This window comes from Nonomuraea angiospora, assembly GCF_014873145.1.
Classification (GTDB): domain Bacteria; phylum Actinomycetota; class Actinomycetes; order Streptosporangiales; family Streptosporangiaceae; genus Nonomuraea; species Nonomuraea angiospora.
This window is the reverse complement of the sequence record NZ_JADBEK010000001.1, coordinates 11242389-11263194: the sequence shown is the minus strand read 5'-3', so window position 1 is coordinate 11263194 and position 20806 is coordinate 11242389. Positions and strand designations below refer to the sequence as shown.

The 20806-nt window shown below is 70.1% G+C and carries 25 protein-coding genes; 13 read left to right on the top strand and 12 right to left on the bottom strand.

From position 1 onward, the window contains the following. Positions 1-58: 58 nt before the first annotated feature. From H4W80_RS51570 to H4W80_RS51555, 4 genes are all read left to right on the top strand, one after another. Positions 59-1663, top strand: coding sequence for a hypothetical protein (locus H4W80_RS51570; protein WP_192791761.1), 1605 nt, complete (start codon positions 59-61; stop codon positions 1661-1663). A gap of 24 nt (positions 1664-1687) precedes the next feature. Continuing rightward, entirely contained in the window at positions 1688-1945 is a 258-nt protein-coding gene (locus tag H4W80_RS51565) for a hypothetical protein (protein ID WP_192791760.1), read from the top strand. A 284-nt stretch (positions 1946-2229) separates the two neighbouring features. After that, positions 2230-2742 carry an NUDIX hydrolase gene (locus H4W80_RS63175; RefSeq protein WP_318787468.1) on the top strand — a complete coding sequence of 171 codons (513 nt, stop codon included), beginning with the start codon at positions 2230-2232 and terminating at the stop codon, positions 2740-2742. 479 nt (positions 2743-3221) lie between these two features. Beyond that, complete coding sequence (locus tag H4W80_RS51555; protein ID WP_192791758.1) at positions 3222-4436, top strand: ROK family transcriptional regulator; 1215 nt, start codon at positions 3222-3224, stop codon at positions 4434-4436. 42 nt (positions 4437-4478) lie between these two features. Here H4W80_RS51555 and H4W80_RS51550 read toward each other — a convergent pair whose 3' ends face one another. Further along, entirely contained in the window at positions 4479-4697 is a 219-nt protein-coding gene (locus H4W80_RS51550; protein WP_192791757.1) for a hypothetical protein, read from the bottom strand. Between the two features lie 443 nt (positions 4698-5140). Between H4W80_RS51550 and H4W80_RS51545 the strand changes: the two genes are divergently transcribed. The 3 genes from H4W80_RS51545 (at position 5141) to H4W80_RS64125 (ending at position 7433) form a co-directional block, all read left to right on the top strand. After that, entirely contained in the window at positions 5141-5662 is a 522-nt protein-coding gene (locus H4W80_RS51545; RefSeq protein ID WP_192791756.1) for a hypothetical protein, read from the top strand. 135 nt (positions 5663-5797) lie between these two features. Then, on the top strand, positions 5798-6274 hold the full coding sequence (locus H4W80_RS51540) for a hypothetical protein (RefSeq protein ID WP_192791755.1): 477 nt from the start codon (positions 5798-5800) through the stop codon (positions 6272-6274). 253 nt (positions 6275-6527) lie between these two features. Beyond that, positions 6528-7433 carry an NBR1-Ig-like domain-containing protein gene (locus H4W80_RS64125; protein ID WP_192791754.1) on the top strand — a complete coding sequence of 302 codons (906 nt, stop codon included), beginning with the start codon at positions 6528-6530 and terminating at the stop codon, positions 7431-7433. 21 nt (positions 7434-7454) lie between these two features. Here the strand turns inward: H4W80_RS64125 and H4W80_RS51530 are convergent, their stop codons facing one another. The 3 genes from H4W80_RS51530 to H4W80_RS51520 form a co-directional block, all read right to left on the bottom strand. Beyond that, positions 7455-7757 (bottom strand): hypothetical protein, encoded by a 303-nt coding sequence (locus tag H4W80_RS51530; RefSeq protein ID WP_192791753.1) that lies wholly within the window; start codon positions 7755-7757, stop codon positions 7455-7457. Between the two features lie 275 nt (positions 7758-8032). Then, positions 8033-8395, bottom strand: a complete 363-nt coding sequence (locus H4W80_RS51525; RefSeq protein ID WP_192791752.1) for a nuclear transport factor 2 family protein — start codon at positions 8393-8395, stop codon at positions 8033-8035. A 120-nt stretch (positions 8396-8515) separates the two neighbouring features. Next, on the bottom strand, positions 8516-8776 hold the full coding sequence (locus H4W80_RS51520) for a hypothetical protein (RefSeq protein WP_192794457.1): 261 nt from the start codon (positions 8774-8776) through the stop codon (positions 8516-8518). A 40-nt stretch (positions 8777-8816) separates the two neighbouring features. Between H4W80_RS51520 and H4W80_RS51515 the strand changes: the two genes are divergently transcribed. Continuing rightward, positions 8817-10496, top strand: coding sequence for a bifunctional metallophosphatase/5'-nucleotidase (locus H4W80_RS51515; RefSeq protein WP_318787467.1), 1680 nt, complete (start codon positions 8817-8819; stop codon positions 10494-10496). Between the two features lie 57 nt (positions 10497-10553). On the opposite strand, the gene H4W80_RS51510 is transcribed toward H4W80_RS51515, so the two are convergent. Continuing rightward, positions 10554-10760: a 4-oxalocrotonate tautomerase family protein gene (locus tag H4W80_RS51510; protein WP_192791750.1), complete on the bottom strand. Its 207-nt coding sequence runs from the start codon at positions 10758-10760 to the stop codon at positions 10554-10556. A gap of 134 nt (positions 10761-10894) precedes the next feature. Next, on the bottom strand, positions 10895-11629 hold the full coding sequence (locus tag H4W80_RS51505) for an SDR family oxidoreductase (RefSeq protein ID WP_192791749.1): 735 nt from the start codon (positions 11627-11629) through the stop codon (positions 10895-10897). Between the two features lie 108 nt (positions 11630-11737). Here H4W80_RS51505 and H4W80_RS51500 point away from each other — a divergent pair, with 108 nt between their 5' ends. Next, entirely contained in the window at positions 11738-12460 is a 723-nt protein-coding gene (locus H4W80_RS51500; protein ID WP_192791748.1) for a TetR/AcrR family transcriptional regulator, read from the top strand. Here the strand turns inward: H4W80_RS51500 and H4W80_RS64855 are convergent. From H4W80_RS64855 to H4W80_RS51480, 4 genes are read right to left on the bottom strand one after another with little or no spacing between them, the layout of a single operon-like run. Further along, positions 12455-12682, bottom strand: a complete 228-nt coding sequence (locus H4W80_RS64855; RefSeq protein ID WP_378525834.1) for a CDGSH iron-sulfur domain-containing protein — start codon at positions 12680-12682, stop codon at positions 12455-12457. The genes H4W80_RS51500 and H4W80_RS64855 overlap by 6 nt on opposite strands. A 34-nt stretch (positions 12683-12716) precedes the next feature. Then, positions 12717-13397 (bottom strand): HemK2/MTQ2 family protein methyltransferase, encoded by a 681-nt coding sequence (locus tag H4W80_RS51490; protein ID WP_192791747.1) that lies wholly within the window; start codon positions 13395-13397, stop codon positions 12717-12719. Between the two features lie 9 nt (positions 13398-13406). Beyond that, positions 13407-14378 (bottom strand): iron-containing redox enzyme family protein, encoded by a 972-nt coding sequence (locus H4W80_RS51485; protein WP_192791746.1) that lies wholly within the window; start codon positions 14376-14378, stop codon positions 13407-13409. Continuing rightward, positions 14375-15502: a carboxylate-amine ligase gene (locus tag H4W80_RS51480; protein ID WP_192791745.1), complete on the bottom strand. Its 1128-nt coding sequence runs from the start codon at positions 15500-15502 to the stop codon at positions 14375-14377. Before H4W80_RS51480 ends, H4W80_RS51485 begins: the two co-directional genes overlap by 4 nt. A 231-nt stretch (positions 15503-15733) precedes the next feature. Here H4W80_RS51480 and H4W80_RS51475 point away from each other — a divergent pair, with 231 nt between their 5' ends. From H4W80_RS51475 to H4W80_RS51460, 4 genes are all read left to right on the top strand, one after another. Beyond that, on the top strand, positions 15734-17194 hold the full coding sequence (locus tag H4W80_RS51475) for an alpha/beta fold hydrolase (RefSeq protein ID WP_192791744.1): 1461 nt from the start codon (positions 15734-15736) through the stop codon (positions 17192-17194). Between the two features lie 230 nt (positions 17195-17424). Next, positions 17425-18222: a GNAT family N-acetyltransferase gene (locus H4W80_RS51470; protein ID WP_192791743.1), complete on the top strand. Its 798-nt coding sequence runs from the start codon at positions 17425-17427 to the stop codon at positions 18220-18222. Beyond that, positions 18215-18439, top strand: a complete 225-nt coding sequence (gene infA / locus H4W80_RS51465) for a translation initiation factor IF-1 (protein ID WP_192791742.1) — start codon at positions 18215-18217, stop codon at positions 18437-18439. The genes H4W80_RS51470 and infA overlap by 8 nt, the downstream gene beginning before the upstream one ends. A 193-nt stretch (positions 18440-18632) precedes the next feature. After that, positions 18633-18899 (top strand): hypothetical protein, encoded by a 267-nt coding sequence (locus tag H4W80_RS51460; protein WP_192791741.1) that lies wholly within the window; start codon positions 18633-18635, stop codon positions 18897-18899. 35 nt (positions 18900-18934) lie between these two features. On the opposite strand, the gene H4W80_RS51455 is transcribed toward H4W80_RS51460, so the two are convergent. Together H4W80_RS51455 and H4W80_RS51450 are read right to left on the bottom strand one after the other, a co-directional pair. Then, positions 18935-19258: an STAS domain-containing protein gene (locus H4W80_RS51455; RefSeq protein WP_192791740.1), complete on the bottom strand. Its 324-nt coding sequence runs from the start codon at positions 19256-19258 to the stop codon at positions 18935-18937. A 257-nt stretch (positions 19259-19515) separates the two neighbouring features. Then, on the bottom strand, positions 19516-20760 hold the full coding sequence (locus tag H4W80_RS51450; protein WP_192791739.1) for a serine hydrolase domain-containing protein: 1245 nt from the start codon (positions 20758-20760) through the stop codon (positions 19516-19518). Positions 20761-20806 lie beyond the last annotated feature (46 nt).

Genomic DNA, 20806 nt, shown 5'->3' with positions numbered 1-20806 from the left:
CCTGCGGTATCTGCCGGACTCGGGGGAATGTCGCCCCGTTCCCCTATGGTGATCCGCCATGGATGATCACTTCCCCCCGGCCGAGGACGTCCTGGTCCTCTCCGAGCCCCTGCGCCGAGATCTGCACCCCCGGCGGGGCGGCGCGCTCCCAGCGGAACCGGGCGTCTCCGACCGGGCGCTGGGTGAGGTCGCGCCCGGCGACACCGTCGATCCCGGCGCCGCGGACGTGGCGGCGAAGCTGGCCGAGGAGCACCGCGGCCACATCGAGGCGGTGCTGTCGGCGGCTGTGAGCGACCCGGCCCTGGTCGCGCATGCGCGGGCGTACCTCGGCGGCGCTGACGACCCCGCCGGGGCGGCGGCGATCGCATCGATCGTCGACCGCGCGCAGAACGGGAACGAGACGCCGCGAACCTTCACCGACGGGTGGATCGCCTCCCGCGGGCTCGCCTTCGCCGCCTGCGCGCTCGCCGAACTGAGCGGCATCGCCTCCTCGACGAAAGACCTGCGCCCGCTGGACTCCCTTCGGCAGGTCGACTCGGTGAGCCTGCGCCGGGTCCGGGGCCTGCTGGCCTTCTGCCCCGAGGAGGAGTACCGGCGGGCGGTGGAACGGCTGGCCGCGCACCGCGGCACCCGCTCCCGGCGGCTCGTCGTCTCCTACCTGGTGCCCACCCGGCACGACTGGGTGGACGAGTGCTGCGCCGACCCGCCGTCCGCCGAGTGGGGCTCGAACGCCTTCTACCGCGAACGGCTGTGGGCGTCGGTGGGCACGCCGCGGCACCTCGAACTGCTCGGCTGGAGACTGGAGGACTCCGACTTCGACGCGTTCACGTACGGGATGCGCGCCACGATGGCCGATGGCTTGGGCCCGGCGGCCGCCCCGGTCCTGGTCGACGCCTGGGACCGGCTCAGAATCTACAAGCCGTGGCGGGAGCAGTTCGTGGAGCTGATCTCCCTGATTCCGAGCGACGAGGCGTTCAAGCTGCTGCTGGAGCGGTACGAGCGGGAGTTCGCGCGTGAGTACCTGCTCGCAGCGATGGAGCGCTTCCCCGTACGGGCGGTACGGGTGCTGTCCACGGTGGCCGCGAGCGACTCGACGTCGGCGCTCCTCGCCGCCGGGCTGCTCCGCATGCACCTCAAGGCGCATCCCGAACTGCCCGGGCCGGACCCGGCGCCGCGGGTCCCGGACGCGCCCGGCGAGGACGTCCCGGCGGTGCTGACCGCGCCGGGCCGGGCGCCCCGGCTGCCAGCGTACGCCGATCCCGATGTCCTGCCACAGGTGCTGCTCAAGGGCGGCGGCCGGGCCCTGCCCGCCGCCGCGACCAGGAGGCTCGTCGCGCTGGCCAGGAAGCCGGACGAGCCGCTGGACGCGGTCCGCGACGCCTGCGACCGGCGCTCGCTGGCCGACCTGGGCTGGGCGCTGTTCCTGCACGGCGACGCCTGGGCGCTGCCCGCGCTGGGACGGCTCGGCGACGGCCGGACGGCCCGCGACCTGGCCGCCCTGATCCCCGGCTGGGTAGCGCGGGGCACCAGGGCCCGCGCGGTCAAGGCGGTCGACGCCATCGCCCGGATCGGCACCGCGGAGGCATTGGAGGTGCTGGACGAGCTGGCGGAGACGGGCCCGGACCACGCGGTCCGGGACGCCGCGGCGCGGGCACGCCGGTAACCACGCAGGTGTACCCGAGACGCGGTGGCATGCCCGTACCGCCCGCAGATCGCCGCCGGCGCGCCCGGTCGGCTCCGCGCGCTGGTCGAGCATGAACGGGAGCGGATCGAGGAACTGCTCGGGCATCCCGGGGGGGACGAGGACCTGGTCGAACGGGCCCGGCGCCACCTGGGCGGCGACCCCCGGGTGGAGGCCGGAGGGCCGGTGCTGGCGATGGTTTCGGCGACGGCCGCGATGGCGTGGGTGCCGGCGGTGCGGCCGTCCGGGGCGATCAGCTGGTAGCGGTGCTGGTCCTGCTCGCGCAGCGCCTGGATGAGCCGCCAGCCCTCCAACCCCGATGCGGCGGCGTCGGTGGCGGGCGTGCGCTCGCGGTGCTGGCGCACCAGATCCGATTGTCATCTTGGGTCGCAGGCCGGTTCTCACAGTCAGAGCAAGATGATCTTTTCTGTCATGTGAGGGACGTTATGTTGCGATCGGGGCCGGCGGCCAGGTGTTCGGCCGGACACGATGAGCCCTTACGATTCGTTGTCAGTGCGTCACCGTATCTTGGCCGGATGGTTCGGAACGTGATCGACAAGCGGGTTCTCGAGGCGGCAGCTGTCGATGCCGGTCGGGCTGTGGCCGAGTTCGACGAGGCTCGCCAGTGGCTGGCCGTTGCTGAGCAAGGCCCGATGGAGCCGCTCGGAGCCGAGGTCTGGGTCTTTGACGAGGATCTCGCCCAGGTCCTGTTGGTGAAGCATCGTCGGCGAGGCTGGGTGCCGCCAGGCGGGAAAGTCGAGTTCGGAGAGCTGCCGCGTGAGGGTGCGGCCCGGGAACTCTTCGAGGAGACCGGCCTTCGAGTGGAACTGATGGACGAGCCGGCAGCGGTTGCAGTTCGCTCCTACCACCCGAAGCTCTCTGTCACTCTCGGGCTGTCGTATGCCGCGGTTGTCGATGCGGCGACTCCGTTCGTCGCGGAGCCCGGGCAGCCCGTGGCCTGGATGCGTTTGGATGAGGGCTGGGAGAGCTGCTTTCCCGACGACCTCACACGCATGCGTCAGCACGCGGCGTGGCTGGCCCGTTGGAGGAGCCGTCATTGAGGGGTTGGGTGACTCCTCCACGGCCGTGCCCGCCATCGAGCGCGTCCTGCCCCACCGGGCAGGCGTCGTCGGCCGCCGCTCCGCGTCTCCTGCCGACGGCTGTTCCGGCTTCGACGCCGCAGGCTGCGGGCTACGGCCTGGACGCGACCGTGCCCACGCTGCTCCAGGTCATGAACGGTGCCGACAACTTCCCGAAGACCACGCTCGTCCAGGGCGGAGTTCCACTACTCCGGTGCCTGCTTCGTGCTGCTGGAGCGGATGGTGGAGCAGACTTCGAGCCGGCCGCCGGCGTTGATCGTCTTGACCGGGACGACGAACCGCAGGTCGGTGATCTTGTTGGGGTGTCGGGTTGGCGTCGATCGATCGCACGCCTTTCCCGCGGTTCAAGCGCGGATGTATCGGAACGCTTGTTTCCAGTGGGGAGCGCTCATGGCTGTCCTGCTGTTCACAAGTACCGACCCCGGCCTAGGCTGGCGGGGATGACGGGATCGGCGGCGGGCGCGCGGACACAGGAGCAGATGCGGCAGCGGAACCTGAGTGAGGTGCTGCGGCGCGTCCATAAGGAAGGGGCCGTGTCACGGGCCGCGCTCGGCCGCCGGATGGGCCTCAACCGCAGCACCATCATGGACCTGACCGCCGAACTCGCCGCCGCCGGGCTGGTCCGCGAGGGCGTCCCCATCGGGCGGGGTCGCGCCGGGCGGCCGTCCATCGTCGTCATGCCCGAGCAGGGGACGCTGTACGGGCTCGCGTTCGACGTCGCCGTGGACCGGCTGCTCGCGGCCCGTGTCGGGCTCGGCGGCCGGGTCCTCGAGCGCCGCGAGGCCGTGCGCACCCGCGCCGGGGTCGATCTGGAGGACGTCGTAGGCGTCCTCGCCGCCTTCGGCCGCGAACTGGTCGTCGGGGCCGGTCCGGGCGCGTTGTGCGTGGGTGTGGGCGCGTCGTACTGCGGGTTGATCAGGCGCGCCGACGGCACGGTCCGGTACGGACCGCATCTCGGCTGGGTGGACCAGGCGTTCGGCGCGGAGCTCGCCGCCGGGCTCGGTCTCGGGCTTCCCGTCGAGGTCGGCAACGAGGCACACCTGGGAGCGATCGCCGAGCACGTACGCGGCGCGGGATGCGACGTCGACAACCTCATCTACCTGCACGGGGACGTCGGCGTCGGCGGCGGGATCATCGTCGGCGGCAAACTCCTGGACGGAGACGGAGGCTACGGCTGCGAACTCGGGCACATGCTGGTCAACCCGTTCGACGGACGGCCCTGCCTGTGCGGGTCGCGCGGCTGTCTGGAGGCCGAAGTGGGAGAGGAGGCGCTGCTCGACTACGCGGGACGGTCCGGCGAACTCGTCGGACGCGACGGCATCCGCGCAGTCGTCGCCCTCGCCGGGAGCGGCGACGCCCGCGCACGGGACGCCCTCGACCGCATCGGCGACTGGCTCGGTGTCGGCGTCGTCAACCTCATCAACCTGTTCAACCCGGCGCTCGTGGTCTTCGGCGGGATGCTCCGCGATGTCTACCCGGGCGCCGCGTCACGCGTCCGTGCCCGGATCGACGCGCATGTCCTGCCGGTGTCGCGCGAACGTGTCCGCCTGGCCGTGACGGCCCTCGGCGACGACACCACGCTCGCCGGTGCCGCCGAACTCGCCTTCGCCAACCTCCTGGACAACCCCCTCGACACGCTGGCCACCCTGCGCTGATGGGGTCAGGACGGCCGCGCCGACAGCGCGGAGCGGGGCCGGTCACCGGGTGGCTCGCTGCCGCACGGTCAGCAGATCCTCGATCAGGGTGGCGCGGCCTTCGACGGCGACGAAGGCGAAGAGTGGATGATCGTCGTCCACGCGGATCGACGCGCGCGCGTCCTGGGCGGGGCGCTCGCCGAGCCGGGCGGCGGGGACGGTGCGAGCGGCGTGGTGGCTGAGCCGTACCTGCTCGGCCTGCTGGGTCTCGGCCTGCCGCACACGGCCGATGCGACGCGCGCCAGGCAGGCCGAGCGGGGACGCACCCGTTGGTGTCCACTGCCTGCGATCGATTCCGGGTGGCAACCGGCGCCTTGCCGTCCTGCGAATTGTTGGATGCCGCAATTGCTGCGACACCCCGTTCGGTGTGGGCGCTGATCGGGCGGAGCCGGGAAAGATTCCGCCGGTGCGTTGAATCCCTGCCGCAACTTCCTGACCTGCGGATTCGATTGTCCTAATAGCTCTGGACAATGTTTGGACGACTGGACGGGGCGGATCGCTTGCCGGTGCCGGGCATCGGCGGTCAGAGTGGTGCCGTTCCCGGCGCCAGTGTCCGGTGCCGACGCCATTGGCAGGTGTTCGGCTATTCCAATGAATCGCTGTGCGCGGTTGATCGGGGACTCCCGAGTCGGAAAGTGCAGAGGATTTCTTTGAAAGGAGATCCGATGATCGGACGAAAAGGGATTACCGGAGCGGCTCTCGTCGTCGGGCTGACGGCCGGGCTCATGGCGGGGTCGTCCGCGTCGGCACAGGCGGGGCTGGGCGTCACCGCCGTCTCGGACAGCTCGGCCGCCCTGGCGCCGGGCTGGTCGGCGAAGTCCTATCTGGGGATCGGGTACCACGACCGCTGCAAGGGCTGGCAGCGGATAAAGACCCCGTACAGGACCGGCGCCTACATCACGACCAGCAGGCAGGTCCACTGCGAGAAGGGCGAGTGGGGCCGCCGGGCCGTGGTCAAGACGAGCCTCCAGCAGTATCGCGGGCTCGGTTTCTGGCGGACGAAGGCCACCTCGGAGGTGAAGAAGGGAAGGGCGGCGTTCACCGTGACGACGACCCCTTCGTGGAGGTGCTCCGGCGGTAGCCAGCTCTACCGCAACCAGACGAAGGTGCATCTCTACTCGGTCCTGCGTGGCAGCGAAGTGGCCACCCTGCACAAGCGGTCGCAGGAGCGCCGGATCCGGTGTTGATTTCGAGCTAGGACGGGGACGTAGCTCGGCCGGACTTCGGCCCTTGGCGCTCGCGAGAGCGCCAAGGGCGTTTTCTTCCGAAGGAGTGAGCGGCGGATGAGATCGCGTGAGAGAAGGCATGTCCAGGCGTGGCGCATGATCGTCGACGGGGTCGTGCTGGCCCTTGCCTTCGTGCTGTGGGCGACGGTCTCGGTGGCGGAGGAGGAACCGTACGAGGACGTCAAAAGGCAATACATCGCCGCCGTGGACGCGGTGTGCGAGGAAGCGTCCCGGCAGTCGGACCTCCGCGAGGAGCCACCTGCGAACCTGCGCGAGGAGGTGGACGAGCTGCGCCGCGCGTCGGAGTCGATGACCGGCACCATCGCCGCGATAGAAGCGATCGCGCCGCCCAGTGATGACGTCCCGCAAGTGCGGAACAGGTTCTTCGTGCCCGCCAGGGCGCTGGCCGCGAGCCTGCGCGAACTCAGCGGACGCGCGGAGGCGGCGATGCGCGCGGGCAGGAAGGGAGAGGCGAAGAAGGCGGTGGAACAGTCCTTGGAACCGGACGAGAACGAGAAGGCATTGCGATCCTTCGCGGCGGGGTACGGCTTCCGGGCATGCGCGGGGGAATGACCAGGGCGTCCAGGTAACCCGCAGAATTCCGGACTTATTCGGACAATTCAGGTAATCTCATTTGCTCTCAGGTGTCACAGGCCATGCCGGGGTCGTCGGCACGGCCGGTTGACGGTGCCGGACAGGGCAGGTGAAGATGCCGGAATTACCGGGGACGTCAGGATCGCAGGGAGACGAGCCTGATCCGCAGTGGACGGGCAGGGTAGCGCGGCCCGGGCGAAAGCCGGTCCGGCCTGAACCGGCCGCGGGCCCGGTGGCCGCCCTCGCGTACCGCCTGTGGGAGCTCAAGGCGGAGGCGGGCGACCCGTCCTTCGCGGAGATGTCGACCCGTATGGGCGCGGCGGCCTCGAAGTCCTCGCTGGCAGCCGCCGCCCGGGGGCAGGTCCTGCCGACCTGGGAGACGACGTGGGAGTTCGTCCGGGTCCTCGCCGTCGACCGGTTGAATCAGGACGCCGAGGAGGCTCGGCGCGAGTGGCGAGCCCACTGGGAGCGGGCCGCGAGCGCCGCCGCACGTAGCGAGACCACCGAGGACCGTACGGGTCACGACGAGACCCGCGCCGGACCCGCCGAGGGCCGTACGGGTCACGACGAGACCCGCGCCGGACCCGCTGAGGCCCGTGCCGGGCACATCGAGACAGAGGCCCGTATGGCGGAGCATCCCGAACGCCGAACCCGACCTCCCCTCGCCAGGAGGCCGGCCATGATCGCGGCGGTCGCGACCGCCGCTGCCGCGACCGGTGCCGCCCTCTTCTCCTGGCTCGCCCCGCTCTCCGGAAAGGACGAGCCCAGCGCGCCGAACACCCCGGCGCGGGCCGCCTCCCCCTACGACGATTCCGCCTTCGAACGGGACGTCACCCATCCGGACGGCACGAAGGTGAAAACGGGGGCGGAGTTCACGAAGATCTGGCGGATCAGGAACACCGGCACCATCCCGTGGCGGGGACGCTATCTCACCCGGCTGAACGACACCCCGTGCCGCGCCCCCAAACGGGTCGAGATACATCCGGTCCAGCCGGGCGAGCCCGTCGACATCGCGGTACGCGTCCGCGCATCGGACTCCCCCGGCAGATGCAAGATCTACTGGAAGATGACCGACGAGGCCGGGACCCAGTTGCTGTCCGCCAAGAAGCCGATCTTCCTGGACGTGGTCGTCGGCTGATCAGCTCTCGAAGCGTGTCGCTCAGCCCCGTCTCGTGGCCAGAAGTTCGCGTCCGCGCTCCGGCGTGATCAGGCGGGCGGCCCGGGGATCGGCCAGCAGGGCGATCGGTGCGAGATGGTCCTCATGCAGCGGCCGCCAGTGGACCAGGCCGTCACGCGGGCGTGGCCAGGCCTCGCCACCGACGTTGAGAGCGGCGAACAGGTCCTCGTCGAGGGTCCACGGCCAGGTGTCGCTGTTGGTGAGCAGCCGGTAGAACGGGTCGTCGTCCTCCTCCCTCAACAAGGTCCGCATCTGGAAGTGCAGGAACGAGGCTGGGTTTCGCATCGGGGGCGATCGATGGCGTGGAATCCGGCGTAGAAGTCGTGCATCTTCTCGTAGAACGAGCCGTGCCGCTCGGGGCCCATGCCCGTCCACGAGAACACGTCGTAGGCCGCCGTTCACCGCGCTCGTCGACGTCGTCGGAATGACGGGGGCAGCACGCACCCCAGCGCTCCTGCGAAAGATCGGCATTCCCGCGGCCGCCGCCCCTGTCGTCGCCGATCAATTCGCGACAGTTGAACAGGCGACCTCACCGGTACGACGCCGCAGTAGACGTGGCTCTACACCGCATAGACCGGCGCCAGGTCGACGAAGACGCGGTAGTCCGAGATCAGACCGTCGTCGCGGGTACGCCAGATCGACACGGCCACGACGCTGACGTCCTTGCCGTCGAGGCGCCGGTATGTCACCTCGGTCTCGGCAATGGTGTCGGCGTCGACCTGCCACGTTCTGACGACCCTGTGGGCGAGGCCCGCGATGGTCGCGAAGAATATCCGCAGCCCCTCGGCGATGGCGTCGCGTCCCACCATGGGCTCGGCATTGCCGAACACCATCCTGGCGTCCTCCGCCAGCAACTGCACGAACTCGCCGGGGTCGAACGAGTCGACCACCTGGAAAACGCGCTGGGCCTCATCGTCGGACATGCCGATCTCTCCTCCCGTGGCGAGGGTCGCTGCTCGGGACGTTACGCGGCGACGGGCAAGATGCAACCCCTTCTCAAAAGCCCGGCCACTAGGCCCGGCCTGCAACGTCCGGGTGCTGGATCACTCCGAGCAGTGCGCCTCCTGCGGCAGCAGCCAGCCCTTGATCGCCCGCAGCGACGACGACGAGATCGGCGGCCCCGATCCGCCATCCCGCTTTCCCGGTTCTTCACCTGCCCGGCCATAACCGGCTCGCCGGCTGTCATTCGGCGCTGATCTAATGCCGCCGATCAGTAAAGCGAGAGCAAGCGTAGGTAAAATGAAGCAAAGCAGCTTCCGGCGCTGGGCTACGGCCTCGGCCGCGATGGCCATCTCGGCCGTCACGCTCCTGCCGGCCGGCGCCGCCGAAGCCGCGGGATCTCCCGTGGACGTACAACTTCTGTCCATCACCGACTTCCACGGCTATCTGACGCCGCAGAACGACGCCGCGAACGGCACCGTGAAGGACGCCGAGGGCAAGAGCATCGTGGTGGGCGGCGCCCCGTACATCGCCACGCACCTGAAGAACCTGCGGCAGGGTCACGAGAACTCGATCACTTTCACGACCGGAGACGACTTCAGCGGCTGGCCCACCGAAGTGGCCTACCACCAGGACGAGCCCACGATCGAGTTCCTCAACGCGATCGGCGTGGAGTTCTCCGCGGTCGGCAACCACGAGCTCGACCGGTCACTGGAGTTCCTGCGCGACCACATGGGCAAGGGCCGCTGCTTCGGCGTGGTCGACGTGGACAGTTGCTTCACGGACTCCACCGGCCGCCGGTTCAGTGGCGCGCACTACACGATCTCCTCCGCGAACATCACCCGCAAGGGCTCCACCAAGCCGATCCTCAAGCCGTACGTCATCAAGACGGTGAAGGTCCGCGGCGGCAAGAACGTCCGGATCGGGTTCATCAACCTGACGACCCCGACCACGGTCACCGGTTCGACGTCCTACCAGCCGGAGCTGGACAACCTGCCGCTGGTGGAGACCGCGAACAGGTACGCGGCCGAGCTGAAGCGCCGGGGTGTCGAGGCGATCGTGGCCAACGTGCACGAGGGCGGGACCGCGGGAGACGTCTACGACCGCTGCAACAGCAACCCCTCGGGGCCGGTCTTCGACTTCGCCAGGCAGGCCTCCCCCGACATCGACGCGATCGTCACCGGGCACTGGCACGCGCTGTTCGACAACTGCATGATCCCGGACCCGGCGGGCAACCCCCGGCCGGTGGTGGAGGCGGCCAACCACGGACGCCTGATCAACGAGATGAACCTCAAGATCGACCCGAGCACGGGTGACGTCATCCGCTCCGCCACCACCTCGGTGAACCACCCGGTCACCCGCGACGTCACGCCCGACCCCGCGATGGCGCGGCTCGTCGACTACTGGAAGACCCGCGGCACCCGGACGTACGCGCGCCCGGTCGGCAAGATCAGCGGTGACATCACCCGGACCCGCGCCGCCGACGGCGAGAGCACGCTGGGCAACCTCGTCGCCGACGCGGAGTACGCGGACGCCGTACGGAACGCCGGCGGACCCGTAGACCTGGCACTGGTGGCCACGGCCCCGCTGAAGGGCTCCAACAGCCTGCGCGGCGATCTGCGCTTCGCCAAGGGCACCAACCCCGCCGACGCCGACGGGACCGTCCTGTTCGGAGAGGCCTGGGCCACGTACGGCTACGCGAACCCCGTGCTCACCGTCTCCCTCACCGGGCAGCAGCTCGAGCAGGCGCTCGAGCAGCAGTGGCAGACGCAGGCCGACGGCACGGTGCGGTTCAGCCCGCTGGCCGTCTCCGCCGGCGTCCGGTACGCCTATGACGCCTCGCGGCCGGTGGGTGACCGGGTCGACCCCTCCAAGGTGCTGATCGGCGGCGCTCCCCTGGATGCCGGGCGGACCTACCGGGTGGCCGCGCTCGCGTACACCCTGATCGGCGCTGACGGATTCGGCGCGCTGAGCGGCTTCACCGACCCGGTGCGGGGCTCGCGCGACTACGAGGCCTTCCGCGCCTACTTCCAGGCCAACGAGACGGTCGCTCCTCCCGCGCTCGACCGGGTGACCGCGCTCTGAGGCAGCGTCGCCCTCGGCTCGCCGGTCCCGCGACCCGGCGAGCCGAGGGGACGCGGGTCAGCTCCGGCCGAGCATTTCGGCGGTGAGGACGTTGCCGCCCAGGCCCCAGCCGCCGTCCGGAACCTCCTCCACGAGGACCAGGGTGGTGGCGCGGGCTCGTTCTCCGTAGACGTCGGCGTAGGCGTCGGTGACGGCGTCGATGAGCTTCTTCTTGGACTCGGGGGTCAGGGTGTCGGCGGGCACCTTGAGGTTGGCGAACGGCATGTCGGTTTCCTTTCGGATCGGGGATTCAGAGTGAGGCGGCAGGTGACAGGAGGTCCGCGATGCCTGCGCGGCCGTGAGCCGGCCGAAGCCGCTGGAGGCCCCGGTGCCGACGATGGCCCGGCGCGCGGCGGTCGTCAGATGATCCCGCCGTTCGCCCGTACGACCTGCCCGTTGACCCAGCGCCCCGCCGGGCCGGCCAGGAAGGCGACGACCTCGGCGATGTCCTCGGGGGTGCCGAGCCGCTCCAGCGGCGGCTGCTTGGCGAGTCGCTCGACGGTGGCCTCGTCCTTGCCGTCGAGGAACAGCTCGGTGGCGGTCGGGCCGGGCGCGACCGCGTTGACCGTGATGTCCCGCCCTCGCAACTCGCGGGCGAGCACGAGCGTCATCGCCTCGACGGCCCCCTTGCTGGCGGCGTACGCCCCGTAGTTCGGGAACTGCAGACCGACCACGGAGGTCGAAAGGGTGACGATCGCGCCGCCGGCGCGCACGCGACGCGCGGCCTCGCGTGCCATGACGAAGGCGCCGCGGATATTGGTACGGTGCAGGGCGTCCAGGTCGTCCAGGTCGAGGTCGGCGATCGGGGACAGCGACATCCGCCCCGCCGAGTTGACGACCACGTCGACCCCGCCGAAGGACTTCTCCACCGTGTCGAACATCGCCGCGACGGCGTCCTCGTCCGCGACGTCAGCCTGAACCGGGATCGCCCGGCCACCGGACGCCGTGATCGTCTCGACCACCTGCGCCGCGGCTGAGGCCGCCCCCTGGAACCCCACCGCGACCGCGCAACCCCGTGCTGCCAACGCCACCGCGATCGCCTTGCCTATCCCGCGGGAACCGCCGCTGACCACAGCGACACGCTGATCACCCATGCGAACTCCTTGATCATATCGTCGATACGAGTTAGACGTATCAGTGGTACGAAACGACCATAGCACAGCCTCGTATCGCCGCTATCGGCTAGCGGTAGCATTGATTACATGACAGAGACGGAGCCGCTCCGCGAGGCGATGATCGAAGCCGCGGAGCGGCAACTGGCGACGTCCGCCGACCATGAGATCGCCACGCGCGCGGTCTGCGAGGCGGTCGGCGTGAGCCAGCCCGTGCTCTACCGGCTGTTCGGCGACAAGCGCGGACTTCTCGACGCCGTCGCCGACCACGGCTACGAGCGGTACGCCGCGCTGAAAGCCGCTCAGGAGCAGACCCACGACCCGGTCGCCGATCTGCACGCCGGCTGGGACGGCCACATGGCGTTCGCGAAACAGAACCCGGCCCTCTACCAGCTCATGTTCACTCCACGGCCGTGGTCGCGCTCAATGGCGCGAGATCGCGTGATGGACCTGCTGGTGGCGGCGCTCACACGATGCGCGGCGGCGGGCGCGTTGAGGGTCGAGCCGCAGACCGCCGCCCAGCTCATCCTGGCGGCGAACGTCGGCACCGCCCTTGACCACATCGCCAGACCGGCCCTGTTCGACGACCCCGCGCTGTCCCACCGCATGCGCGACGCCGTGTTCTCGCACGTACTCACAGAAACAACCGCTCACGACGACGCCGACCCCCTGCACGCCACCGCACTTCGCCTGCACGCGCAACTCGAACTCACCGGAACCGAGGCCCTCGAACCGGCCGAGACCGCCCTTCTGCGGCGATGGCTCGAACGCATCACGCAACCCGCGGCAACGCTCGAAGACCTCCCGTCATGAGTGCTGATCCGGCGGTCGCCGCCGTGGGGGTGGCGGCGGGTCGGCGGACGCGCGCTGAGCCGAGGGCGCCTCGGTCCCGAGGCTGGTGCGGCGTCGATGGCTGGTGTCGCAGAACGGAAACCTGCGGCTGCGCCTGCAGACGCACAACGCCACCATGAACCGGTCGGACGTGACCACCGAGCCGTCTTCCAGAAGGACCTCGACCGGGCCCTCGACCAGCATCGGCCCACCGGGCACCATCGTGACCCTGCGCGCCTCAGGCTGCTTGCCGCCCCGTGGCGGATTCGGATTTGTCTGCACGGATGACCACCAGTTCCTCGTCGTCGTGCCCCGGTTGCAGCAGCCCCTGGGCCCTGAGGCTCTCCTCTCTCGCCCGCATGACAGGCCCGAAACGCTCCCGTTGCCTGGCCACCACCGACGCGGTCAGCCCGGCCGCGCCAAGCCGGCGCAACGACGCCTCGACATCACTGAGCGCCGAATGCACCATCAGCAGCGATCCGCCGTCCGCCAGGTACGCGGGTGCCAGCGCGCAGATGCGGTCGAGAATCCTGCGCCCGTCCAGCCCCGCGTCCCAGGCCCGCTCCCTGCCGTGGGCGGGCGGCGGCACGGCATTGCCCGGTACGTAAGGAGGATTCGTCACGATGAGGTCGAACACCTCCGCGCCCAGCGGCGCGAACAGGTCGCCGTGCACCACCCGTACCTTGAGCCCCCGGATCAGCGTGTTGAACCTGGCGGCCAGCACCGCGCGCAGCGACCGATCGACGGCGGTCACCCGGACGCCGTCCCGCTGCGCGGCGACCACGGCCATCGCGCCGGTTCCGGTGCCCACGTCGAGCACCCTGGCTCCCCGCGGGAGTCGGATCAGCCGGAACGCGGCGGCCAGCAGCGCCGTATCCCCTTGTGGCCGGTAAACGCCTGGCGGTCTCAGCAGAAACATCGCCACCACCTACCGTAAATCGGATACCGGAAACAGCAGCGAACTGCGGCCTGACTGCCAACGGCCCAGCACCAGCTCGCCGAACCGCCCCTCCAGCCAGTCCGTCGCCTGCACGCCGAAGACCACGTCGGCTGCCAGCCCGGGCTCCCGATGCAGCAGGTCACCGATGACGTCACGTCGCAGCACCTGCTCGTGGACGGCGTCGGCCTCGATGTGCTCGGTGAAGAACAGCGGATCGACGCCCAGCCGGGTCAAGCCCTGCGCCATCCGCCTGGCGCTGGGCGCGGTGGTGATCTCGGCCGCCGCGAAGTGCCCGACCAGTGCTCCGCGCAGGCTGCGATGCAGGCCGAACAGCGACATCATGTTCACGACCGCCAGCATCTCGGCGGGCGCCACCTCCAGGTAGGCCCCGTAGGAGGAGTCGAGACCGAGCTCGTCCATCAGGTCGGCGAACAACTGGGCGTGCATGCGCTCGGCCCGCCCGCCGCCGAACTCGTCGAACTCCACCGCCACCAGCGCGGCCTTCGCCCTGCCCTGCAGCCGGGGAATGGCCCAGGCGTGCGGGTCGGCCTCCTTGAGGTGGTAGATCGACCGGTGGACGATGTACTCCCGCACCTGCCACAACTCGCCATCGTCGCGCAGATGGTGCGACACCCCCCGCGCGTCGATCGGCTCGACCAGCAGCTCCTCCAGCACCGCGATCACGTCGTCTCCCCCGGCGGTCGCGCCCTTGAGCGCCGCCAGGAACAGCTCCTCCAGCTCGCCGCGCATCCGCAACAGTTCGGGGTCCCACTCCCGCTCGCCACTGACTTCGGCGAACCCGCGATAGTGCAGCTCGTAGCAGAGATACAGCGCGAGCTGCAGATCTTCCCCGAGAGGGTCGGCCCTGCCCACCCGCGGCGCCGGTTCTCCGCAGGTCAGCGTCGAAATCACCCCTGCCGACAGCGGCCCACGGGCTCGGGGTAGTTTCGGCTCTTTCATGCGCTCTCCCTGTACGTCCGCGGCGGCTGCTCCCACACGGTCTGACTGCTCAGCATCTCCAGCACCGCCCTCGGCCCTCTCATGGCGGCGCGGCGCTGCCGCTCGGCGCCCGTGCCCATCCGCCGTACCCGGGCCACCAGATCCTCGACCTCGGCCAGGTCGCCGCTGTCGGCCAGGGCGCCGCTCACGTGCCCGACAAGCCGGTCAAGCAGCTGTACGGCGGGCACGGCGCGCTCCTCGAACACGTCGACCCCCGGCCCGTCCAACCCATGGCGCGCCGCGTTCCACACCGCCGCGGCGCACACCTGCTCGTGCGCCCTCGGCGCCTCCCGCCCCGCCCGCAGAGCGGCCTCCGCCGTGCTGACCAGGCCCCTGGTCAGCGCCGCTTGCAGCACCGCCTCGTCGGTCGTGCCGGCCGCGTCGGCGGCGCGCACCTCCACGGTCGGCAACCCGACGCCCGGCCTGGCCAGCCAGAACGACATCGCCTCGTCCACCAGTACGCCGCAGTCGACCAGGCGATCCACCTGCCGCTCATATGCGGCGGCCGAGTCGAACCACGGCGGCACCCCGGAACCGGGGAAGCGGGACTGCTGCACCATCCGCCAGCTCGCGTACCCGGTGTCGCGCCCCCGGTCGAACGGCGAGTTGGCCGACAGTGCCAGCAGCGTGGGCAGCCAGGGGCGCAGGTGGTTCATCACGGCGACGGCCGTCTCACGATCGGCCACGCCGACGTGTACGTGGCAACCGCAGCTCTGGTAGTCGGCGATCACACCTCCGTACATCTCCCCGATCCGCCTGAACCGCTCGCCCTCCGACAAGGCCGGCGCAGCACCGGCCAGCATCGGCGTACCCGCCGACACCAGCTCCAGCCCCTCGTCGCGAGCGACGGCCGCCAGCAGAACGCGGGCGCCGTGCAAGTGGCCGCGCAGTTCGGCGAGCGTCGTGCACGTCCCGGTGGCCGCCTCGACCTGCGTCTGGAACAGCTCCCTGTGCAAGCCGCCGCCGCTACGCCGCCACGGATGCTCACCGGCCACGCTGAGGACCTTCCCCGCCAGCGCGGCGGGCTCCGCGGAGCCCGCGTCCAGCAGCAGGAATTCCTCTTCCACACCGACGGTCCTCGCCATCTCACCCCCTCGCAGACAGCGCCGCAGGGGATACCTTCGTGACCCCTGAGCTGCGGCGCAGCTGACCTGGTCCCCTACCCGTCAGGCGCCCGACATGCCTCGAACGGGTGTTGGACCGGGGGCTGGAAGGCCGGCGGAAGTGGACCGGAAGTGGACCGCCCTACACTCACTCGCGCCCGCGGCCTGCCCAGTCGATCTACGATTTGGAGCATTATGCAACGAAAAATACCCATGCTTGCCACCGCCATCATGATGTTGGCGACGGTTTTACCGTTATCGGCGCCCCAGGCGGCCACCGCCGCGGACGACGAAGGGAAGCGCGGCATCACCTGGGGGCCGTGTGAGGAGGAGCCCACCGTCGAGTGCGGCACGCTGGCCGTGCCGATCGACTGGTCCAAGCCGTACGGGGCCACCGTGAAGCTGGCGCTGGCGCGGCGTAAGGCCACCGATCCGTCCGCGCGGATCGGATCCTTGCTGACCAACCCGGGTGGGCCCGGCAACTCCGGGGTGAACGACATCCTGCGGCCGTCCGGGTTCAGTGAGGACATTCAGCGGCGGTTCGACATCGTCGGCTACGACCCCCGGGGCGTGGCTCGCAGCGGCTCGACGACCTGCACGGCGTCGGTGTACAACGAGATGCCGTACCCGGTGATGACCAGCCAGGCCGACTACGACAAGTGGGTGGCCTTCGACGCGAAGCTGCACGCCGACTGCCGTAAGCAGACCGGCCCCCTGTACGACCACCTCGACTCGGCCAACGTGGCGCGCGACATGGACGCCATCCGGGCCGCGCTCGGCGAGAGCAAGCTGACCTCGTACGGCGTGTCGTACGGCACGCTGGCCCAGCAGATGTACGCCGAGATGTACCCGAACCGGATCCGGGCCATGGTGCTGGACAGCAACATGGACCACAGCCTGAACGTCAAGGCGTTCCAGGTGACCGAGGCGGCCACCGTCCAGGACAGCTTCGACGAGTTCGTCGCCTGGTGCGAGCGGGACACCGACTGCGTCCTGCACGGCCGCGACGTCAAGGCGCTGTGGAAGGGCCTGCTGGAGAAGGCGGACCGCGGCGAGCTGTACTGGCCGGGCTTCACCGACCGCCCGGTGAGCGCGCACAACCTGCTGTGGCTCGGCGTGGTGCTCAACGAGGCGCCGGCCTGGCGGCAGGAGGCCAAGGTGCTGCTCGCCCTGGCCGGCGGGCCGGTGCCGGACGACATGGGCAACCCGCCCGGCAACGGGCCCGTGGGCGGTGAGTTCGCCGAGCTGCCGACCGCGATCCTCTGCCAGGACTGGAACCTGTCGCTGCGCGACTACGACGAGTACGCCGAGGTGATGCGCGCCTCCAACGCGGTGGCGCCCGACCTGCGCTACAACCCGATGCCGATGGGCGACATGCCGCTCTGCCAGGGCCACCAGGTCCCGGTCAACAACCCGCAGCACCGGCTGCGGTACACCGGGAGCACGCCGCTGCTGGTGGGCACCTCCAAGCACGACCCCGACACACCGTACGAGTGGTCGGCCAACGTGGCCCGCCAGCTCGGCACCAAGGCCACGCTGCTCACCTACGAGGGCTGGGGCCACGGCATCTACGGCATGACCCAGTGCACCACGGAAGCGATGGACAACTACCTGATCTCGCTGACCGTGCCCGCGCAGGGCGCCAGTTGCCCGGCGGAAGAGCCGCAGGGCTGAAACGGGACGGTGCCGGGCTGACACCCATCAGCCCGGCACCGTGCTGGAAAACAGTTGGACGAACTCGCGTACCTGCTGATAGGTTTTCGCGAACCGTGACAAGCACGCGAGGAGGTGAGACCCATGAACGCTGTATCGATGTGGGTGCTCCCCCCGTCGTCACGGTCAGGCGATTGACGTAGGTGTCGCCTGGGAGCGCCGCAACAGGCAATCCCGGAAGGCAACACCGTATGGAATCTGTGCATCTCACCGCCCGCAGCGACGGGCAGGCCGTGACGATCGAACGCGTCGCCGACGGCTCGTGGCACGCCGTGGAGGACGACCAGGTGGTCGGCCGCGGCGACATCTCAGGCAGGCCCGACGGGCGGATGTTCGTCAGCATCGACGCCTGGCACTGCGCCGTCTTCGACCGGCTCGCCGGCGCCATGCTGGCGGAGCTGCCGAGGCCGCTGTACACGCTGGTCGGCGAGGACGACCTCGACCTGGCCGCGCATTGGGAACGGGCCGGGTTCACGGCGCGGCGGCGCGAGTGGGAGTGCCTCGTGCCGACCGACCCGGGCCTCACGGGGCTCGGCCCGGCGCTCCCGCCGCCGGGGGTGACGATCGGGCCGGCGGAGGAGGGCCCGCTGCGGGCCCTGGACCGCGTGATCCGCGACGAGGTCGAGGCCGCCGTAGGCTGGCGGGAGATGCCGGCCGAGGTGCTGCCCCGCCCGGCCGCGCCGGACCTGTCGAGGTACACGGTGGCGGCGGAGGCCGGCGAATACGTGGGGTACGTCCGGCTGGCGGCGGTCACCAGGCAGCCGCGGATCGGACTGGTCGCGGTACGGTCCGGCCACCGGCGCCGCGGGATCGGGCGGGCGCTGCTCGCCCGCGTACTGGATGACCTGCACCGCCGCGGGATCGAGGCGGTGTCGGCCGAGGTGAACGAGTCCAACACGGCGGCCATGGCACTGTTCGATGCCATAGGTGCCCGCCGTACGGGCAGCAATCTGGAACTGGCGCTGGAAGGAAGTGAACGACATGGCTAGGACAGCGAACGGCATAGAAATGGAAGGCACCGTCACCGAGTGCCTGCGCAACGCCACCTTCAGGGTGGAGCTGGAGAACGGGCACAAGGTGCTGGCCCACATCAGCGGGAAGATCCGCAAGAACTACATCAAGATCCTCCCCTTCGACCGGGTGCTGGTGGAGCTCAGCCCGTACGACCTGACCCGCGGCCGGATCCTCTACCGCTACCGCAACTAGGCGATGGCGTCGATCAACTCCTGATCTCGGAGGTCAGGCCGACTCCGGTCGCGAGCTGCTGAGCGAGAACCGCCGCTCGTCCGACCTCGCCAGGCTGGGCGGCTCCCGCCGCACGCCTCGGCCCTGGTCGAGCTCACGGCCGGGGAGGTCGTCGTGGTCAACGCGGGTGCGCCCGTGCTCATGCCCTGGCGCGATGAGGTGGCCGCCGTGCTGCTGGGCTGCCGAACCCGCGTACCCGTTCGGACACGGGCTGGGTTACACGAGCTGGGATGCGACCGGCCTGACCGCCACCTCGGACGAGGTCAGCCTGACCGTGCGCAACACCGGGAAGCGGGCGGGCAAGCAGGTGGTGCAGGTGTATCTGTCGCGGGAGTGGAAGACCGAGCCCGGCGAGTTCACCGTTCACGCCGGCTTCAGCGTCACCGGCCTCCCGCTCACCACCCGGATCACCGGGCCGTAGGTCGCGCCGGCGCCGCCGGACTCGAGGGCGGCTCGCTACACGGTGCTGGGCGTGATGGTGAAGGCCTTCGCCAGACCGGTGACGCCCAGGACGCGGCCCAGCAGGCCGTGAACGTGGACCAGTTCCATGGCACCGCCGGCGGCGGTGAGTTTCCGTTCGGCGTGGAGCAGTGCCCGGAGCCCTTGAGAGTCGCAGAAGGTCAGGTCGGCGACGTCCACTGTGAGGCGTTGCCGACCAGTGTCGATCACCGTGTCGACGGCGAGCGTGATCAGATCCGGGGAGGAGGCGTCCAGTTCGCCGCGCAGGGTCAGCACGCTGTGGTTGGGGTGATGGACCAGGTTTCCCGTCAGGACGGTCATACCGGGTGTCCGATCCGCAGTGCGAGAGAAATCGTCATGGGCACGTAAGTCACGCGCCCGACAAGTCACCGCTTGATGTCCACTGTACGCGGCATCCGTTGATCGGTCATAACGTCCCGACGAGAGGCGGCCATGCGATGTCGGGCGCAACCCACCAAGATGCGGCTGGAAAACGACAAAACGTCCTGCCGCGAAGGCCCTCCGCTCGCCGTAGCGCGCGGAGGGCCGAATGGCATCGCATGCGGGCGGCCGCGGTGTCAGCTGACCCCGGCCTGCCCGTCGCAGAACGCCGCCCTGACGAGCCCGTCCAGCAGCTTCGGATAATCCTTGGCGATGTCGACTGCGGCGTCCCCGGCGGTCAGCGAGGCGGTCAGGGTCCTGCCGCCGTCGGGCGTGCTGTACATCAGCGCGCCGTAGCCCGCCGGAGGGCTGCCGTTGTGGTTGAGAACGGTGCCGCAGGCCGGGCCCAGGTCCTTCACGAACAGCCCGAGGCCGTAGCGGCCGTAGAGGGCGTCGCTCTCCGGGTGCGGCTCGCGCATCTCGGCCAGCAGCTTGGCCGGCAGGAGCCTGCCGCCGTTCAATGCGGAGAAGAACGTGTGGAGATCCTGGGTGGTCGAGATCATGTCACCGGCGCCGGCCAGCAGGGAGAGGTTCTGGCGGGAGACGTCGACCACCTTCCACTCGCCGGCGTCCTGGTAGCGGTAGTAGCCGTGGGCGTACGGCCCGGGCAGCCGCGTCCGGTCGCCCGGCACCACGGTGCCCTTCAGGTCGAGCGGCCCCACGATCCGCCGCTTCAACTCCGCGTCGAACGAGCGGCCGGCCACCTTCTCGATCAGCAGCCTGGCCAGCGTGTAGTTGGTGTTGGAGTAGCTCCAGCCCGTTCCCGGCTCGAACCGCGCCGGCTTGGACAACGCGAACCGCACCAGTTCCTCCGGCCGGTAAGAGCGGAACCGGTTGTCCAGCCACTCCTTGCCCGTCGCGGGGAGCCCCGGCACCCACGTCCCGTCGGGGTCGAGGTCGCCGGTGTAGTTGAACAGGCCACTGGTGTGCTGCAGCAGCATCCGCACCGTGATCCGCCGGTCCAGCCCGAGCTCGGGCAGGTAGCCGGCCACCGGGGCGTCCAGCCCGATCTCGCCCTCGGCCACCAGCTGCAACACCACGGTCGCGACGAAGGTCTTGGTGACGCTGCCCACCCAGAACCGCCCGTCCAGGGGCGGCTTCGCGCTCGCGCCCAGCTTGCGCGCCCCGGCGCTGCCGGCCCACTCGCCCCGCTCATCGTGCACGCGTACCTGCACTCCGAGGAAACCTGCATCGACGAACGCCTGGACGGCCTTCTGCAGCTCCGGGCGATCCTGCCCGGCTGCGGCCTTCGACAGGCCCACACGGCCGGCCGCACCCGTCGTGGCCAGCGCGGGTGTGGCCGCCCCGGCCAGCAGCGCGGCCGCCAGCATCGTGACCGCCGCGCGCCGGAAAGCCCGCGACCTCCGGACCCTGTTACTCATGGCTATTCCTCGTTTCGCGATAGTGCGCGTCTTGTGCAGCTCGAAA

What these genes read in the sequence shown, in the direction of transcription:
- H4W80_RS51570 (WP_192791761.1), top strand. Translation starts at nt 59, where the DNA reads ATGGATGATCACTTCCCCCCGGCCGAGGACGTCCTGGTCCTCTCCGAG.
- H4W80_RS51555 (WP_192791758.1), top strand. Translation starts at nt 3,222, where the DNA reads ATGACGGGATCGGCGGCGGGCGCGCGGACACAGGAGCAGATGCGGCAG.
- H4W80_RS51545 (WP_192791756.1), top strand. Translation starts at nt 5,141, where the DNA reads ATGATCGGACGAAAAGGGATTACCGGAGCGGCTCTCGTCGTCGGGCTG.
- H4W80_RS51540 (WP_192791755.1), top strand. Translation starts at nt 5,798, where the DNA reads ATGATCGTCGACGGGGTCGTGCTGGCCCTTGCCTTCGTGCTGTGGGCG.
- H4W80_RS51530 (WP_192791753.1), bottom strand. Translation starts at nt 7,757, where the DNA reads ATGCGAAACCCAGCCTCGTTCCTGCACTTCCAGATGCGGACCTTGTTG.
- H4W80_RS51525 (WP_192791752.1), bottom strand. Translation starts at nt 8,395, where the DNA reads ATGTCCGACGATGAGGCCCAGCGCGTTTTCCAGGTGGTCGACTCGTTC.
- H4W80_RS51510 (WP_192791750.1), bottom strand. Translation starts at nt 10,760, where the DNA reads ATGCCGTTCGCCAACCTCAAGGTGCCCGCCGACACCCTGACCCCCGAG.
- H4W80_RS51505 (WP_192791749.1), bottom strand. Translation starts at nt 11,629, where the DNA reads ATGGGTGATCAGCGTGTCGCTGTGGTCAGCGGCGGTTCCCGCGGGATA.
- H4W80_RS51500 (WP_192791748.1), top strand. Translation starts at nt 11,738, where the DNA reads ATGACAGAGACGGAGCCGCTCCGCGAGGCGATGATCGAAGCCGCGGAG.
- H4W80_RS64855 (WP_378525834.1), bottom strand. Translation starts at nt 12,682, where the DNA reads ATGCTGGTCGAGGGCCCGGTCGAGGTCCTTCTGGAAGACGGCTCGGTG.
- H4W80_RS51490 (WP_192791747.1), bottom strand. Translation starts at nt 13,397, where the DNA reads ATGTTTCTGCTGAGACCGCCAGGCGTTTACCGGCCACAAGGGGATACG.
- H4W80_RS51485 (WP_192791746.1), bottom strand. Translation starts at nt 14,378, where the DNA reads ATGAAAGAGCCGAAACTACCCCGAGCCCGTGGGCCGCTGTCGGCAGGG.
- H4W80_RS51480 (WP_192791745.1), bottom strand. Translation starts at nt 15,502, where the DNA reads ATGGCGAGGACCGTCGGTGTGGAAGAGGAATTCCTGCTGCTGGACGCG.
- H4W80_RS51475 (WP_192791744.1), top strand. Translation starts at nt 15,734, where the DNA reads ATGCTTGCCACCGCCATCATGATGTTGGCGACGGTTTTACCGTTATCG.
- H4W80_RS51470 (WP_192791743.1), top strand. Translation starts at nt 17,425, where the DNA reads ATGGAATCTGTGCATCTCACCGCCCGCAGCGACGGGCAGGCCGTGACG.
- infA (WP_192791742.1), top strand. Translation starts at nt 18,215, where the DNA reads ATGGCTAGGACAGCGAACGGCATAGAAATGGAAGGCACCGTCACCGAG.
- H4W80_RS51460 (WP_192791741.1), top strand. Translation starts at nt 18,633, where the DNA reads ATGAGGTGGCCGCCGTGCTGCTGGGCTGCCGAACCCGCGTACCCGTTC.
- H4W80_RS51455 (WP_192791740.1), bottom strand. Translation starts at nt 19,258, where the DNA reads ATGACCGTCCTGACGGGAAACCTGGTCCATCACCCCAACCACAGCGTG.
- H4W80_RS51450 (WP_192791739.1), bottom strand. Translation starts at nt 20,760, where the DNA reads ATGAGTAACAGGGTCCGGAGGTCGCGGGCTTTCCGGCGCGCGGCGGTC.